We start from the raw sequence: 14,324 nt of genomic DNA on the forward strand, positions 1-14,324 counted from the left end.
CCCGTGCTCGAAGCACTCCCCGCCGGGCCCCCGCGGCTCGTCGGCCCCTACCGGCTGCTCGCCCGGCTCGGCGCGGGCGGCATGGGCGAGGTCCATCTGGCGTGCCGGGCGGACCAGCCGACGGCCGATCCGTACCGGATGGTGGCCGTGAAGACCGTACGGGCGGACCTGGAGGTCGACGGGGACTTCCGGAGCCGGTTCCGGCGCGAGATCACGGCGGCGCGGGCGGTGGACAGCCCGTACGCGGCGCGGCTCGTGGACGCGGACGCCGACGCGGCGGCGCCGTGGCTGGCGACCGAGTACGTGCCGGGTCCCTCACTCGCGGAGGCGGTCGTACGGTCCGGGGCGCTGCCGGTGGCGGCGGTGCGGGCGCTCGGGGCCACGCTGGCGCGGGCGTTGGACGCGGTGCACGGCGCGCAGGTGCTGCACCGGGACCTGAAGCCGGCGAACGTGCTGCTGGGCGCGGGCGGGCCGAAGCTGATCGACTTCGGCATCGCGCAGGCCTTCGAGGCGACGGCGCTGACCTCGACGGGGCTGGTGGTTGGCTCGCCCGGCTTCATGTCGCCGGAGCATCTGATCGGCAGCCGGGCGGTGGTGCCCGCGTCGGACGTGTTCTGCCTGGGCGCGGTGCTCGCGTTCGCGGCGAGCGGGCGGGGGCCGTTCCACGACGACGAGATGGCGGCGGTGATCTATCGGATCAGCCGGGCCGAGGCCGAACTCGACTCTATTCCCGAGGAGTTGCGGCCCGTCGTGGAGCGGTGTCTGCGGCTCGATCCGGCGGAGCGGCCTTCGGCGGCGGAGCTGGCGGGGCTGCTGGGCGGGGCGGAGGTGCCGGAGGCGTTCCCGTGGCCGGGCGGGGTGCTGGCGCAGCTCGCCGAGCACGGGGAGGCGGCGCGGCGGGTCGGCGAGGAGGCCGCGTCGGGGGCGGGCGTGGCGGATCTGCCGACGCTCGGGCCTGTGGTGCCGTACTCCCCCACGGCGGTGGGGTACCGGCCGGTGGAGCCGACGGCGCCCGCGCCTCGGCGGCGGCCCTGGGCGGCGATGGCGGCGGCCGTGGTGGCGGTGGCCGTGGTGGGTACGGCAGGGGTCGTGTTCCTCGGCCGGAACGGCGGGCAGGACGGCACGGACGGGCCGGGACCGTCAGGGAGCGCCGCACCGTCCACGAGCGTGTCCGGACCGGCCGCGCCCCGCACGCTGAGCCGGGTCGTGCTGCCGTACGGGGGCGAAGGGCACACCGGTGACTACGGAACGGTGGGCACGGACCGCGCGTCCCGGCCGGCGGGCTGGTCGCCGTGGACCGCGAAGACGGACCCGGGCACGAACGCGTGCTCCCTCGCTCCGAAAGTGCTGCTCTGCGTCGGGCCCGGTGGCTCGGCCGTGGCCCTGCGAGCGGCGGACGGCACCCGGCTGTGGTCGGTGCCGGGGCGGGAGGCGCCCGGCCATCCGGGGCTGCTGTCGTCGGCGGGACATCCGGCCGTGGTCGGCGACACCGCGTACGTCGCGGGCCCGGTCGGGGTCACGGCGTACGGAATCGAGGACGGGCGCCGACGGGGGGAGATCCCGGCGCCCGGGAGCGACTGGGCGGTGAAGGGGTCCGATCTGCACGATGGCGTCCTCTACTCCGCGTACCTCGACCGGCAGGGCAAGGGCACGGGGCTCGTGACGGCGGTCCGGCTCGACGGAAAGGGCTCCGGCAAGGAACTGTGGCGGAGCGCGCTCGACGGCATTCCGGAGCAGCCGGTGGCGAGCGGGAGCCGGGTGTACGTCCCGATCGACGTCGCGACGCCGGTGGCGCTCGATGCCGGGACCGGGAAGGAGTCGGCCCGTGCGGCGCCCGGGATCGAGTGCGGGGAGATCGTGGTGCACCGCGACACCGTGCTCTGCCCCGCCGCGCGGGACACCGGGATGCCCGTGCTCGACGCACGGACCCTGAAGCGGAAGCGCACCCTGGGCGCGGGCCGGTGGATCACGGGCAGCCCGGCGGTGAACGCCGACGGGACCGTGGCGGTGACGGCCGGCGAGGAGATGGTCGCCTACGACCTGGAGAGCGGCCGAGAACGGTGGCTCGCGACGGCCATGGCCTTCCGCGCCGATCCGGACCAGGTTCTCTTCGCCGGCGACCGCGTGGTGGCCACCGGCCAGAACGAGGTGACCTCGATCCCGGTCTCCGGTCCTCCGGCGCGCCCGGAGGACATCGAGGTCTCGGCTGCCAACCTGCCCGCCGGCGTCAAGGCGAGCACCCTGACCCCCGGCACGGCGCTGGCCGCCGGAGGAGCCGTGTTCGTCCCCTTCTCCGACGGCCTGGTGATCTCCGTCTACCTCCCCTGAACGCCCCTCACGCCGTCGCCGACCGGTACTTCCGCACCGACAGCGTCCGGAAGACGACGACGATGAGGATCGAGTAGATCAGTGACGCCCACACCGGGTTCTGCATGGGCCAGGCGTCGGACGGGGACAGGCCTGGGTTGCCGAACAGCTTGCGGCAGGCCTGGACGGTGGCGCTGAACGGGTTCCATTCCGCGACGGTCTGGAGCCAGCCGGGCATCTTGCTGGTGTCCACGAAGGCGTTGGAGATGAAGGTGACCGGGAAGAGCCAGATCAGGCCGCCGGACGTCGCCGCCTCCGGGGTGCGCACGGACAGGCCGATCAGGGCGCCGATCCAGGTGAAGGCGTAGCCGAGGAGGAGGAGCAGGCCGAAGCCGGCCATGATCTTGGCGAAGTTGGTCGGTGCGTCGGAGCCGGGGCGCCAGCCGACCAGCAGGGCGACGAGCGCGAGGACGGTGAGCGTCAGCGCCGTCTGTACGAGGTCGGCGAGGGTGCGGCCGGTGAGGACCGCGCCCCGGGCCATGGGCAGCGAACGGAAGCGGTCGATGAGGCCCTTGTGCATGTCGTCGGCGATGCCCGCGCCCGCGCCGGCCGTGGCGAAGGTGACCGTCTGGGCGAAGATGCCGGCCATCAGGAAGTTCTTGTAGACGTCCGGGTCGGTGGTGCTGCCGATCTGCATCGAGCCGCCGAAGACGTACGTGAACAGGACCACGAACATCACGGGCTGGATCAGACCGAAGATGATCATCTCCGGGATGCGCATCATCCGGATCAGATTGCGCTTGGTGACGACGAGCGAGTCGTGGATCGACTGGGAGACGCCGCCGCGCGGCTTGGCGCGGGCCGTGGCGTCGGTCAGGGTGGTCACTTGGCCGCCTCCGTCACCTTGGCGCGCTGGTCGCCGTCGCCGCCTCTGGTCTTCTTGCCGCCCTTGCCGGGGCCGCCGGGGCCCCTGCTCCCCCCGTTCTCGCCGTTCTCGTCTTCGTCCCGCTCCGCCGTGTGGCCGGTGAGGGAGAGGAAGACGTCGTCGAGGGTGGGGCGGCGCAGGCCGATGTCGTCGATCTCGACGCCGACCGCGTCCAGGTCGCGGATGACCTCGGCGAGCAGCTTCGCGCCGCCGGCGACCGGGACGGTGAGCTTGCGGGTGTGGTTCTCCACGGAGATGTCGCCGTGGCTGATGCCGGCCAGGCCGTAGCGGGCGAGGACCTCGCGGGCGGGCGGGATCATCCCGGGGGTGTGGACGACGACTTCGACGCGCTCGCCGCCGGTCTGGGCCTTGAGCTGGTCGGAGGTGCCCCGGGCGATGACCTTGCCGTGGTCGATGACGCAGATGTCGTGGGCCAGGTGGTCGGCCTCCTCCAGATACTGCGTGGTGAGGAGGAGGGTGGTGCCCCCGGCGACCAGCTCCTGGATGACCTCCCACAGGGCCTGCCGGTTGCGCGGGTCGAGGCCCGTGGTGGGCTCGTCCATGAACATGACCGGCGGGGAGACCACGAGCGCGGCGGCCAGGTCGAGGCGGCGGCGCATGCCGCCGGAGTACGTCTTGGCGGGGCGGTCGGCGGCGTCGGCAAGGTTGAACCGCTCCAGGAGCTCGCCGGCCCTGGCCTTGGCGGCCCTGCCGCTCAACTGGTAGAGCTGGCCGACCATCTGGAGATTCTCCCGGCCCGTCAGATACTCGTCGACGGCGGCGAACTGGCCGGAGAGGCCTATGTTGCGCCGGACCTCGTTGGGGTGCTTGAGCACGTCGATGCCGGCGACGACGGCTCGGCCGCTGTCGGGCTGGAGCAGGGTGGTGAGCACGCGGACCGCGGTCGTCTTCCCCGCGCCGTTGGGGCCGAGGAGGCCCAGGACGGTGCCCTCGGGCACGTCCAGGTCCACCCCGTCGAGGGCTCGTACGTCACCGAAGGTCTTCACCAGACCTTCGGCGTGGATCGCGCCTGGCATGTGGGTTCTCCCAGCGAGTCTTGGCGGGATTCGGTTGTCGATCGAGGCCAGATTCGGGCGTTATTCGTGTGCCATTCGGGTGTTTCCGTACAAGTCTAGAGAGACCGGACAGGCAGCGCCCAGCGAATATGTGACCCGGACCACAAGCTAACGCGATACATCGCGATACACAACCCGTTTACGCGTCCCGCCCGACCCGCCGCTTCTCACCTCAGCACCGTGTACCCCGCCTCCCGCAGCGCCGCCTCCACCTCCGCGCAGTGCTCCGGGCCCTTCGTCTCCAGGTGCAGTTCGACCTCCACCTCCGTGAGTCCGAGGCGCGGATCGGTGCGTACGTGGCCGACGTCCAGGACGTTGGCGTCCACCACGGTCAGCACCGCGAGCAGCGTCGCCAGCGCGCCCGGCCGGTCGGTCACCTTCAGTCGCAGGCTCAGATACCGGCCGCCGGCCGCCATGCCGTGCCGCAGCACCCGCTGCATCAGGAGCGGGTCCACGTTCCCGCCGGACAGCACCGCCACCACCGGGCCCCGCCCGAACGCGCCCGGGTCGGCCAGCAGCGCCGCCACCGGGCTCGCCCCGGCCGGCTCCACCACCAGCTTCGCCCGCTCCAGGCAGAGCAGCAGGGCCGAGGCGAGGTCGTCCTCCGAGACGGTGCGGACCTCGTCCACGTACTCCTGGACGAGCGCGAACGGTACGTCGCCGGGGCGCCCCACCCGGATGCCGTCCGCGATCGTCACCGGCGACTCGACCGACACCGGGTGCCCGGCCGCCAGCGAGGGCGGATAGGCCGCGGCACCCGCCGCCTGCACGCCGATGACCCGCACATCGGGCCGCAGCGACTTCACCGCGAGGCCGATCCCCGCCACCAGACCGCCGCCGCCCACCCCCACCAGGATCGTCCGGACCTCGGGGCACTGCTCCAGGATCTCCAGGCCGACCGTGCCCTGACCGGCGATGATGTCGGGGTGGTCGAAGGGGTGGATGAAGATCGCGCCGGTCTCCCGCGCGTACTCCTCGGCCGCCGCCAGCGTCTCGTCCACGACATGCCCGTGCAGCCGCACGTCCGCCCCGTAGTCACGGGTCGCCGCGACCTTCGGCAGCGGGGCGCCGACCGGCATGAAGACCGTGGCGTGCACCCCGAGCAGCTTCGAGGCCAGCGCCACTCCCTGCGCGTGGTTGCCCGCCGAGGCGGCGACCACCCCGGCCGCCCGCTGCTCGGGCCGCAGCCCCGCGATCCGCACGTACGCGCCGCGCAGCTTGAAGGAGCCGGTCCGCTGGAGGTTCTCGCACTTCAGGTGCACCGGCGCCCCGACCAGCGCGGACAGGTACCGGCTGCTCTCCAGCGCGGTCGTCCGGGCCACCCCGGCGAGCATCTTCTGCGCCCCCCGCACGTCGTCGAGGATCACGGGGTGAAAGGGGTCTGGCGTACGGAAGCTCATGACAGCAAGTCTCGCAGTTCAGGCGGTCCGTGGCCGCCCGGGGAACCGGCGTCCCACCCGGCCCCGAGCCCGTTCGTATCCGGATCGCGCAGCGCCGGTACGGACCCGGGCCGGTCCGCGTACTCTGTCCCCCACCAACCGACCACCGCACGAGAGAGCCCCCACAGCCATGCCCACATCTCAGGACATGACGACTGAGCTTGACCCCGGTCTCCTCGACGCCCTCCAGCACCAGGTGGCCGTCTTCGCGCGGCGGGCCGAACAGACCCGGCTCGGCGGTACCGGGCAGCTCCGCAACTCCATGGACCGGGCCGCGTACCTGCTGCTCAACCGGCTCGACCAGGAGGGACCCATGGGCGTCAAGGCGCTCGCCGCCGGCATGGGCATCGACTCCTCCACGGTCACCCGCCAGGTCGCCCCGCTCGTCGACACCGGCCTGGTCAAGCGCACCTCGCACCCCGAGGACGGGCGCGCGGTCGTGCTCCAGCTCTCCCCGCGCGGGCAGGCCCGCCTGGAGGAGGTGCGGATCTCCCGCCGGCAGCTGATGGCCGAGGTCACCGACGGCTGGACGCCCGACGAACGGGATTCCTTCTGCACCCTGCTCACGCGCTTCAACTCGGCGCTCTCCGCACGGCAGTCGGGGCTGCCGGTCGTCCAGGAGGCCGCCGCCCAGGAGCCCGCCACCCAGGCGGAGTCCACGCCGGTCTCCACGCCCGTCTCCACGTCGGAGTCCCTGCCGGAGTCTTGACCCCGGGCGCGCGCTGGCCTCATATGAGGAGGTGCGTGAGCGGAGAACCGGCCAGGACGGCCTCAGCGGCGAAAACGCCTACCGCGCCCGGGAGTTCGACGCTTTCGTCGCCGGGGCGGCGGGCCGGCTGCTGCACACCGCGACCCTGCTCACCACCGAACCGGCCCACCGCAACCCGCGCGCCCAGGCCCTGCTGACGGCCGCCCTCGCCCACACCTACGCCCGGTGGGAACGGCTGCGGGGCGAGGACCCGTACGACGTCACCCGCGCCGATCTCGCCACCCGCTTCGCCCGCACCGCCTGGCGGCACCACCGCGGCCTGGGCGGGGTGCTCTCCGCGCTCACCCCGCAGGAACGCCTGATCGTCGTGCTCCGGCTGTACGAGGGGGTGGCCGAGGAGCAGACCGCGGCCCTGCTCGGACTGCCCGAGGACCGGGTACGGGCCGTCTGCGCCCGCTCCGTCACGGCGCTGCGGGCGGCCTCGTGAACCGGCACGAGCACAAGGAGGAAGAGGTCCGGCGGATGCTGGAGGGCTCGCACCCGCATGTGCCGGGCGACCTCGCCGCGCGGGCCACGGCCCGGGGCGTACGGCTGCTGCACCGGGACCGGGCGATGCGGCGGTTCTGGTGGACGCTGCTGACCCTGGCCGTCTTCGCCTTCGTCGTCTGGGCCTCGATGGTCCGGCCGTGGGAGGTCCCGCCGGCCGGGACGACACCGCCGCTCGAAGGCTTCTGAGACCGGAGTCTGGCGGGACCGGAACGCGCTTCGAAGGCCGGTGGGACCGGACCGCGCCCCGGGGGACGCGGTCCGGCACGGCGTGGCGTCTAGCCCAGCGCCTCGCGCAGGTCGGCCAGCAGGTCGTCGACGTTCTCGATGCCGACGGACAGGCGCACCAGGTCCGCCGGGACCTCAAGGGCGGAGCCCGCGACGCTCGCGTGGGTCATCCGGCCCGGGTGCTCGATCAGCGACTCGACGCCGCCGAGGGACTCGCCCAGGGTGAACAGCTTGGCGCGGTTGCAGACCTCGACCGCCGCCTCCTCGCCGCCCTCGACGCGGAAGGAGATCATGCCGCCGAAGTTGCGCATCTGCTTGGCGGCGATCTCGTGGCCCGGGTGCTCCGGCAGGCCCGGGTAGAGGACCTGGGTGACCTTCGGGTGCTGGGTCAGCATCTCGACGATCTTGGTGGCGTTCTCGCTGTGCCGGTCCATGCGGACGGCGAGCGTCTTGATGCCGCGCAGCACGATCCAGGAGTCGAACGGGCCGGCCACCGCGCCCATCGCGTTCTGGTGGTACGCCAGCTCCTCGCCGAGCTCCGCGTCGGCCGTCACCAGGGCGCCGCCGACGACGTCGGAGTGGCCGCCCATGTACTTGGTGAGGGAGTGCACGACGACGTCCGCGCCGAGCGCCAGCGGCTGCTGGAGGTAGGGCGAGGCGAAGGTGTTGTCGACGACCAGCTTCACGCCGGCCTGGCGGGCGATGCCCGCGACGGCCTCGATGTCGGTGATGCCGAGCAGCGGGTTCGAGGGGGTCTCGACCCAGATCAGCTTCGTACGCTCGTTGATCGCGCCACGCACGGACTCCAGGTCGGAGGTGTCCGCGACGGAGAAGTCGACGCCCCAGCGCTGGACGACCTTCGCGAAGAGGCGGAAGGTGCCGCCGTAAGCGTCGTTGGGGATGACCACGTGGTCGCCCGGGACGAGGAGGGTGCGCAGCAGGCAGTCCTCGGCGGCGAGCCCGGACGCGAAGGCGAGGCCGCGCCGGCCGCCCTCCAGCGCCGCGAGGTTCTCCTCCAGGGCGGTACGGGTCGGGTTGGCGCTGCGGCTGTACTCGTAGCCGCCGCGAAGCCCGCCCACGCCGTCCTGCTTGTAGGTGGACACCTGGTAGATGGGCGGGACGACCGCGCCGGTCAGCGGGTCGGCGGTGTTGCCCGCGTGGATGGCGCGGGTCTCGAAGCTCTGGTGGGAGTGCTGGTCGCTCATGGTCAGGAGCGTAGTGCCGGGACGGGTCCGCCGCCGCCGTATGTCTCACCGGGTGTCCTGGACAATGGGACGCATGGAGATTCTGTGGTTCCTGATCGCGCTCGGGCTGCTCTTCGGCGTCCTGGGCCCCTACGTGCTGCGCCGGCGCGGCGGCGGCATCCGGCAGGTGGCGCCCGGCGCCCCCGACGCGGCGGACCCGGAGGCGTACGGCTTCCTCCGGCAGGAACAGCAGGACGTACGGCTGCCCGGACCCGACCGTGACCTCCTGGACGTGCTGGACGTCGTGCAGGCGACGCAGGACTGGCGGGCCGCCTCGCAGCTCCTGAAGGGCACCGCGAAGGAGGGCGAGACGCGCTGGCAGCGGGTCCAGGCCTTCGCGGGCGCCGCCTCCCTCGAACTGGCCGAGCGGCCGGGCGTCGGCGGGGCGTGGCTGCGGTCCTGGCGGGCCGAGGCGCCCAAGGACCCGGGCTGCGCGCAGGTGTACGCGGAGTTCCTGGTGCAGCAGGCGTGGCGCTCCTCGTCGGCGGGCACCGACGACTTCCGGATCATCCTGGAGGAGGCGCGCGCGGCGTGCGGCCAGGCGGCGCTGCTCGCGCCGGGCGACCCCGTGCCGTACATCTCGGAGCTGGCCGTCGCGCGCGGACTCGGCGACACCCACGAGCAGTTCGACCAGGTGTGGGCGAAGATCATCGACCGGGCGCCGCAGCACATGGGGGCGCATCTGGCGGCGCTGCACTACTGGTGCGAGAAGTGGCACGGCTCGCGCGAGGAGGCGGACCACTTCGCGACCACGGCCGCGGCGCGCGCCCCGCACGGCTCGCTGCTCGCCGCGCTGCCCCTGTTCGCCGTCTTCGAGCACCAGCCGGACCTGGTGATCGTCTCGGACTACTACCGCACGGCGGTGGTGTCGAAGGCGATGGAGGGCGCGCTGTACGCGGTCCACTCGGCCCGCCCCGACGACCCGATGCTGGCGCACGTACGCCATCTGCTCGTGCACTTCCTGGTCCGCGCGGAGCGCTGGGAGGAGGCGATGCGCCTGCTGGTGCGCGTGGACGGCTACGTGGGCGCGCTGCCGTGGACGCTGAGCGGGGACCCGGCGCTGGAGTACACGGTGTACCGGAACCTGGCGGTGGCCGGTTACGAGTCGAACGGCGGGAGCCCGGCGACGCTGGCGCGGTAGCGGGGGGAGCGCTGGTGAACTCCAGGTGCCATGGGCCCCGTTGGACCGGGTGAGGACGCTCCGTCCTCACCCCGTCACCGATCGGAGTAACCCGATGCGCGCCCAGCACGCCCTGTCCTCCGCCTTCGCCGCCTTCGCCACCGCCGCCCTCGTCGCCGTCGCCGCGCCCGCCCCCGCCACGGCCGCCCCGGCCCCGCAGCACTGCGTGGCCACCCCCGGCGGCGCGGCGCCGGTCTGCTTCTCGACCTTCACCGCGGCGACCCGCTTCGCCACCGGCGGCCGGGTGACGGACGCGCCCGCCCAGGGCACCGGCAAGCAGCTCTCGGCGTTCCTGGACCGGACGGCGACGACCACGGCACGGTCCGCCTCGGTCGCCGCGGCGACGGTGAACGCGCCGGTCGTCATGGCGTACGAGCACGCCGACTTCCAGGGCTACAGCCTCACGTTCGTCATCCCGGTCACCCAGGGCCAGTACGAGGGCAACTGCGACGGCAAGACGTACGACTTCCCGTGGGTGGGCGCCGAGATCAACGACAAGATCACCTCGATCCAGGTGCTGAACTACGGCCGCTACTGCCAGACCCGGCTGTACGACCACATCGACTTCGGCGGCAGCAACTACAACGTCGACGCGAAGGGCAACCGGCTGGTCCGCGACTTCAACGACCGGGCCAGCAGCGTGCGCATCTGGAACTGACCCGGGACGGCGCGCGCCGTGGGCCCCCGGCGGAGTCCTCCGGGAATCCGCCGGGGGCCCACGGCGTTGTGCCGAGAGCCCCCGTCGAGGAGGCCCCCGTCGAGGAGAGATGCCGCATGTTCCTGTCCCGCACCCCCGTCCTCCCCACCGCCGACCAGGCCCTGCGCGGCCGTCCGGAGCCCGAGTTCGCGGTCCCGGAGCGGCACACCGTCCTCGGCACCCCGCTCCTCGGCCCCTACCCGGAGGGCCTGGAGGTCGCGGACTTCGGCCTGGGCTGCTTCTGGGGGGCCGAGCGCAAGTTCTGGCAGACCGAGGGCGTGTACACGACGCTCGTCGGCTACCAGGGCGGTCCGACGCCGAACCCGGTGTACGAGGAGGTCTGCTCGGGCCTCACCGGTCACACCGAGGTCGTCCGGGTGGTCTTCGACCCGTCGAAGGTCTCGTACGAGCGGCTCCTGAAGCTGTTCTGGGAGTCCCACGACCCGACCCAGGGCTTCCGCCAGGGCAACGACGTCGGCACCCAGTACCGCTCGGCCGTCTACACCCACTCCCCCGAGCAGGCCGCCACGGCCGAGGCGTCCCGCGAGGCCTACCAGCAGGTCCTGACCGGCTCCGGCTACGGCACGATCAGCACCGAACTCCTCCCGGCGGAGGGCCGCCCCTTCTACCCGGCGGAGGGGTACCACCAGCAGTACCTGGACAAGAACCCCGCGGGTTATTGCGGGATCGGCGGGACCGGGGTGTCGTGCCCGATCGGGGTCGCTAAGGCGGAGTAGGGCGGTCCTGGGCGTCGGGGGCGTCCTGACGATCGGCGGGGCCTGCCACCAGCAGGAACAGGCCCGCGCCGGCGCCGATGAGCCAGCTGCCCAGCATGGTGACCTCGTGGCCGAGGCCGATCCCGGCGAGGAAGCCGCCGATCGCCGCCGTCTGCACGACGGCGGCGGCCCGTGGGACAGGGGTGCCCATGTCCCACCCGCGCCGGAGGAAGCCGTTACGGCGCCACATCGCCCAGAGCATGAAGGCCGCGAAGAGGGCCAGGACCACGAGGAACGGCACGGGCAGCCGCAGCGTGTCGCGCGTCACCGCGTTCCCCTCGGTCAGCTGGAGCACGGCCATGACGAGGGTGATGGGCCCGATCACCCCGAACACCCCGGCCAGGCACCGCAGGAAGCCGACGCCCCACAGGGTGCTGAAACCCGTGGCCCGCTGCGACTGCAGCTGGTGGAGGCGCACCGCCGCGCCACGGAAGTCCGTGGCGACGACCCAGCCGAATCCCGTCGCCCCGAGCCCCCAGACGAGCTCGAACAACGCGCCGCCGCCCCCGTTTCCCCCTGACATCCCCCACTCCTCGGCTCGTGCCGTACCCCGCCCCTTGCCCGCCGACCCTAGAACGCCCCACGCCCCCGCGTCGCTGCCGGGCACGGGCAGTCTTCGGCTCCTTCGGCTGCCGCCGTGTCACACCCGGGCGGGCCGTCTCGTCCAAGAGCGGGAGGAGTACGTGGGGGACGGCGGCGGGCCTCAGGCTGACGCCGCCCGCAGCTTCCTCGCGGTGGCCGCCGCCACGTACCCCTCCGGCAGGCCGTCGATCAGCAGCACGTCGCCGCTCATGTGCCGGGCGCGGAGCGGGATCAGGGCCTGGTAGGCCTCGGAGTCGTACCACTCGCGGGCGTCCTCGTACGTCGGGAAGCCGATGATCACGAGGGCGCCGGGCCACGCGCCCTCGCGGACCTCGCGCTCGGGCGCGCCGTGGACGAGGAAGCGCCCGCCGAAGGGGTCCAGGGTGTCCTGGATGCGCTCCATGTAGACGAGGACCTCCTCGTCGAGGAGGGGCTTCGGGTGCAGGTTTCCGATGGCGTATGCGGTCATGGGGACAGCGTGCCGGGGCATGCCGTACGGGGTCGATTACCCCGGACGTCATGCCCCGGCACGCACCATCCCGGACCTGGTCAGATCGTCGACGCGTCGATCACGAAGCGGTAGCGCACGTCGGAGGCGATGACCCGCTCGTACGCCTCGTTGATCTGCTCGGCGGCTATCACCTCGATCTCCGAGCCGAGGCCGTGCGCGGCGCAGAAGTCCAGCATCTCCTGGGTCTCGGCGATGCCGCCGATCATCGAGCCGGCCAGCGTCCTGCGGCCGCCGATGAGGGAGAAGAGGCTGACCTGGACCGGCTCCTCGGGGGCGCCGACGTTGACCAGCGCGCCGTCGGTCTTGACCAGGCTCAGGTACGCGTCGAAGTCCAGCGGCGCGGAGACCGTGGAGATCACCAGGTCGAAGGTGCCGGCCAGCTTCGTGAAGGTCTCCGGGTCGCTGGTGGCGTAGAAGTGGTCGGCGCCCAGCTTCCGCCCGTCCTCCTGCTTCTTCAGGGACTGGCTGAGCACCGTCACCTCGGCGCCGAGCGCGTGGGCGATCTTGACGCCCATGTGGCCGAGGCCGCCGAGGCCGACGATCGCGACCTTCTTGCCGGGGCCCGCCTGCCAGTGGACGAGCGGCGAGTACAGGGTGATGCCGGCGCACAGCAGCGGCGCGGCGGCGTCGAGCTCGATGCCCTCGGGGATGCGCAGGGTGTAGTTCTCGTCGACGACGATGTGGCTGGAGTAGCCGCCGTAGGTGGGCTCGCCGCTCTTGTCGAGGGCGTTGTACGTGCCGGTGCCGCCGGTCACGCAGTACTGCTCCAGGCCGCGCTCGCAGTACTCGCAGGTACGGCAGGAGTCGACGAAGCAGCCGACGCCGACGCGGTCGCCGACCCGGTGCTTCGTGACGCCGGGGCCGACCTCGGTGACGATTCCGGCGATCTCGTGGCCCGGCACCATGGGGAAGATGCCCTCGCCCCAGCCGTTGCGGGCCTGGTGGATGTCGGAGTGGCAGATGCCGGCGTACTTGATCTCGATGAGGACGTCGTGCTCACCGACGGCCCGGCGCGGCACGGTGGTGCGCTCCAGCGGGGCGTTGGCGGCGGGCGCTGCGTAAGCGGAAACGTTCGTGGTCATGGGGGAGAGCCTGCCGGAGACCACCGACGGTGCCCAGACCACTGCTCTGCCTACGTCCCGCGTGCCTACCACTGGCAGGGTCAGGCACACCGGCCCCTCTGTCGGCCCGACCGGGAATACTGGGGACGCATGGACCTCAGTGCCGAACTCAGCGAATTCCTCCGCTCCCGCCGGGCCCGGCTGAAGCCGCAGGACGTGGGGCTGCCCGAGTTCGGGCGGCACCGGCGGGTGCCGGGGCTGCGCCGGGAGGAGCTGGCGCAGCTGGCCGGGGTGTCGGTGGCGTACTACACCCGCCTTGAGCAGGGCAACGGCCGCAACGTGTCCATGGAGGTGCTGGACTCGATCGCGCGGGCCCTGCGGCTGAACGACACCGAGCGGGCGCATCTGACGCATCTGGCGAAGCCGACGGTGAAGAAGCGGCAGAAGGCGGCGGTCGCCCGCCCGCAGAAGGTGCGCGTGGGTGTCACGCAGCTGCTCGACTCCATGGAGAGCGTCCCGGCCTTCGTGGTGGGGCGGCGCACGGACATCCTGGCCTGGAACCGTATGGCGCGGGCGCTGATGGGCGACTTCGCGGCCTGGGAGCCGCACGAGCGCAACATGGCCCGGCTGGTCTTCCTGGACCCCAACGCGCGTGATCTGTACATCGACTGGGAGTGCAAGGCCGTCGAGATCGTGAGCGTGCTCCGGCTGTACGCGGGGCTGCACCCGGACGACCAGGAGCTGCTGGCGCTGGTCGGCGAACTGTCGGTCAGGAGCGAGAAGTTCGGCTCGCTGTGGGCGGCGCACACGGTGACCGACAAGGGGCACGGGACGAAGCGGATGCGGCATCCGCTGGTGGGCGAGATGACCTTGGCGTACGAGTCGATGAAGGTCTCGGGCGACGACCCGGACCTGACGCTGGTGACGTACCACGCGGAGCCGGGGACGCCGTCGGCGGACGCGCTGCGGCTGCTGGCGCAGTGGGGCGTGGACGAGCCGGCGGCCGACGTACGGACGTGACGACGAAGCGGCCCCCTCCGATG

At 72.6% G+C, this 14,324-nt stretch carries 15 protein-coding genes; 8 read left to right on the forward strand and 7 right to left on the reverse strand.

Annotated elements, in window-relative coordinates:
- Positions 1-3 precede the first annotated feature (3 nt).
- Entirely contained in the window at positions 4-2,328 is a 2,325-nt protein-coding gene (locus ABTZ54_RS18825; protein WP_351664466.1) for a serine/threonine-protein kinase, read from the forward strand.
- 7 nt (positions 2,329-2,335) lie between these two features.
- On the opposite strand, the gene ABTZ54_RS18830 is transcribed toward ABTZ54_RS18825, so the two are convergent.
- The 3 genes from ABTZ54_RS18830 to ilvA form a co-directional block, all read right to left on the reverse strand.
- On the reverse strand, positions 2,336-3,193 hold the full coding sequence (locus ABTZ54_RS18830) for an ABC transporter permease (protein ID WP_502997272.1): 858 nt from the start codon (positions 3,191-3,193) through the stop codon (positions 2,336-2,338).
- The gene (locus tag ABTZ54_RS18835; RefSeq protein WP_351664468.1) at positions 3,190-4,269 is read right to left on the reverse strand and encodes an ATP-binding cassette domain-containing protein; all 1,080 of its coding nucleotides are present in this window, start codon (positions 4,267-4,269) and stop codon (positions 3,190-3,192) included. Before ABTZ54_RS18835 ends, ABTZ54_RS18830 begins: the two co-directional genes overlap by 4 nt.
- 206 nt (positions 4,270-4,475) lie before the next feature.
- Positions 4,476-5,708 carry a threonine ammonia-lyase gene (ilvA, locus tag ABTZ54_RS18840; RefSeq protein ID WP_351664470.1) on the reverse strand — a complete coding sequence of 411 codons (1,233 nt, stop codon included), beginning with the start codon at positions 5,706-5,708 and terminating at the stop codon, positions 4,476-4,478.
- A 169-nt stretch (positions 5,709-5,877) separates the two neighbouring features.
- On the opposite strand from ilvA, the gene ABTZ54_RS18845 reads away from it, so the two are divergent.
- From ABTZ54_RS18845 to ABTZ54_RS18855, 3 genes are read left to right on the forward strand one after another with little or no spacing between them, the layout of a single operon-like run.
- The gene (locus tag ABTZ54_RS18845) at positions 5,878-6,456 is read left to right on the forward strand and encodes a MarR family winged helix-turn-helix transcriptional regulator (RefSeq protein ID WP_351664472.1); all 579 of its coding nucleotides are present in this window, start codon (positions 5,878-5,880) and stop codon (positions 6,454-6,456) included.
- Positions 6,457-6,487: 31 nt separating this feature from the next.
- Complete coding sequence (locus tag ABTZ54_RS18850; protein ID WP_351664474.1) at positions 6,488-6,943, forward strand: sigma factor-like helix-turn-helix DNA-binding protein; 456 nt, start codon at positions 6,488-6,490, stop codon at positions 6,941-6,943.
- A complete protein-coding gene (locus ABTZ54_RS18855; protein WP_351664478.1) occupies positions 6,940-7,191 on the forward strand; it encodes a hypothetical protein in 252 nt (83 codons plus the stop codon). Before ABTZ54_RS18850 ends, ABTZ54_RS18855 begins: the two co-directional genes overlap by 4 nt.
- 89 nt (positions 7,192-7,280) lie before the next feature.
- Here the strand turns inward: ABTZ54_RS18855 and ABTZ54_RS18860 are convergent, their stop codons facing one another.
- On the reverse strand, positions 7,281-8,435 hold the full coding sequence (locus tag ABTZ54_RS18860) for a cystathionine gamma-synthase (RefSeq protein ID WP_351664480.1): 1,155 nt from the start codon (positions 8,433-8,435) through the stop codon (positions 7,281-7,283).
- A 73-nt stretch (positions 8,436-8,508) separates the two neighbouring features.
- Between ABTZ54_RS18860 and ABTZ54_RS18865 the strand changes: the two genes are divergently transcribed.
- The 3 genes from ABTZ54_RS18865 (at position 8,509) to msrA (ending at position 11,088) form a co-directional block, all read left to right on the forward strand.
- Positions 8,509-9,615: a hypothetical protein gene (locus ABTZ54_RS18865; RefSeq protein ID WP_351664482.1), complete on the forward strand. Its 1,107-nt coding sequence runs from the start codon at positions 8,509-8,511 to the stop codon at positions 9,613-9,615.
- 94 nt (positions 9,616-9,709) lie between these two features.
- Positions 9,710-10,312: a hypothetical protein gene (locus ABTZ54_RS18870; protein WP_351664484.1), complete on the forward strand. Its 603-nt coding sequence runs from the start codon at positions 9,710-9,712 to the stop codon at positions 10,310-10,312.
- A 116-nt stretch (positions 10,313-10,428) separates the two neighbouring features.
- Positions 10,429-11,088 carry a peptide-methionine (S)-S-oxide reductase MsrA gene (msrA, locus tag ABTZ54_RS18875; RefSeq protein ID WP_351664486.1) on the forward strand — a complete coding sequence of 220 codons (660 nt, stop codon included), beginning with the start codon at positions 10,429-10,431 and terminating at the stop codon, positions 11,086-11,088.
- Here msrA and ABTZ54_RS18880 read toward each other — a convergent pair.
- From ABTZ54_RS18880 to ABTZ54_RS18890, 3 genes are all read right to left on the reverse strand, one after another.
- Complete coding sequence (locus ABTZ54_RS18880) at positions 11,075-11,650, reverse strand: hypothetical protein (protein WP_351664488.1); 576 nt, start codon at positions 11,648-11,650, stop codon at positions 11,075-11,077. The genes msrA and ABTZ54_RS18880 overlap by 14 nt on opposite strands.
- A gap of 180 nt (positions 11,651-11,830) precedes the next feature.
- A complete protein-coding gene (locus ABTZ54_RS18885) occupies positions 11,831-12,178 on the reverse strand; it encodes a DUF1330 domain-containing protein (protein WP_351664490.1) in 348 nt (115 codons plus the stop codon).
- An 80-nt stretch (positions 12,179-12,258) separates the two neighbouring features.
- On the reverse strand, positions 12,259-13,302 hold the full coding sequence (locus tag ABTZ54_RS18890; RefSeq protein WP_351664492.1) for an NAD(P)-dependent alcohol dehydrogenase: 1,044 nt from the start codon (positions 13,300-13,302) through the stop codon (positions 12,259-12,261).
- 129 nt (positions 13,303-13,431) lie between these two features.
- Between ABTZ54_RS18890 and ABTZ54_RS18895 the strand changes: the two genes are divergently transcribed.
- Positions 13,432-14,301, forward strand: a complete 870-nt coding sequence (locus ABTZ54_RS18895) for a helix-turn-helix domain-containing protein (protein ID WP_351664494.1) — start codon at positions 13,432-13,434, stop codon at positions 14,299-14,301.
- Positions 14,302-14,324 lie beyond the last annotated feature (23 nt).

The sequence above is a fragment of the Streptomyces sp. NPDC094032 genome (genome assembly GCF_040303965.1).
Classification (GTDB): domain Bacteria; phylum Actinomycetota; class Actinomycetes; order Streptomycetales; family Streptomycetaceae; genus Streptomyces.

What these genes read in the sequence shown, in the direction of transcription:
- msrA (WP_351664486.1), top strand. Translation starts at nt 10,429, where the DNA reads ATGTTCCTGTCCCGCACCCCCGTCCTCCCCACCGCCGACCAGGCCCTG.
- ABTZ54_RS18895 (WP_351664494.1), top strand. Translation starts at nt 13,432, where the DNA reads ATGGACCTCAGTGCCGAACTCAGCGAATTCCTCCGCTCCCGCCGGGCC.
- ABTZ54_RS18870 (WP_351664484.1), top strand. Translation starts at nt 9,710, where the DNA reads ATGCGCGCCCAGCACGCCCTGTCCTCCGCCTTCGCCGCCTTCGCCACC.
- ABTZ54_RS18885 (WP_351664490.1), bottom strand. Translation starts at nt 12,178, where the DNA reads ATGACCGCATACGCCATCGGAAACCTGCACCCGAAGCCCCTCCTCGAC.
- ABTZ54_RS18890 (WP_351664492.1), bottom strand. Translation starts at nt 13,302, where the DNA reads ATGACCACGAACGTTTCCGCTTACGCAGCGCCCGCCGCCAACGCCCCG.
- ABTZ54_RS18835 (WP_351664468.1), bottom strand. Translation starts at nt 4,269, where the DNA reads ATGCCAGGCGCGATCCACGCCGAAGGTCTGGTGAAGACCTTCGGTGAC.
- ABTZ54_RS18880 (WP_351664488.1), bottom strand. Translation starts at nt 11,650, where the DNA reads ATGTCAGGGGGAAACGGGGGCGGCGGCGCGTTGTTCGAGCTCGTCTGG.
- ABTZ54_RS18845 (WP_351664472.1), top strand. Translation starts at nt 5,878, where the DNA reads ATGCCCACATCTCAGGACATGACGACTGAGCTTGACCCCGGTCTCCTC.
- ilvA (WP_351664470.1), bottom strand. Translation starts at nt 5,708, where the DNA reads ATGAGCTTCCGTACGCCAGACCCCTTTCACCCCGTGATCCTCGACGAC.
- ABTZ54_RS18860 (WP_351664480.1), bottom strand. Translation starts at nt 8,435, where the DNA reads ATGAGCGACCAGCACTCCCACCAGAGCTTCGAGACCCGCGCCATCCAC.
- ABTZ54_RS18865 (WP_351664482.1), top strand. Translation starts at nt 8,509, where the DNA reads ATGGAGATTCTGTGGTTCCTGATCGCGCTCGGGCTGCTCTTCGGCGTC.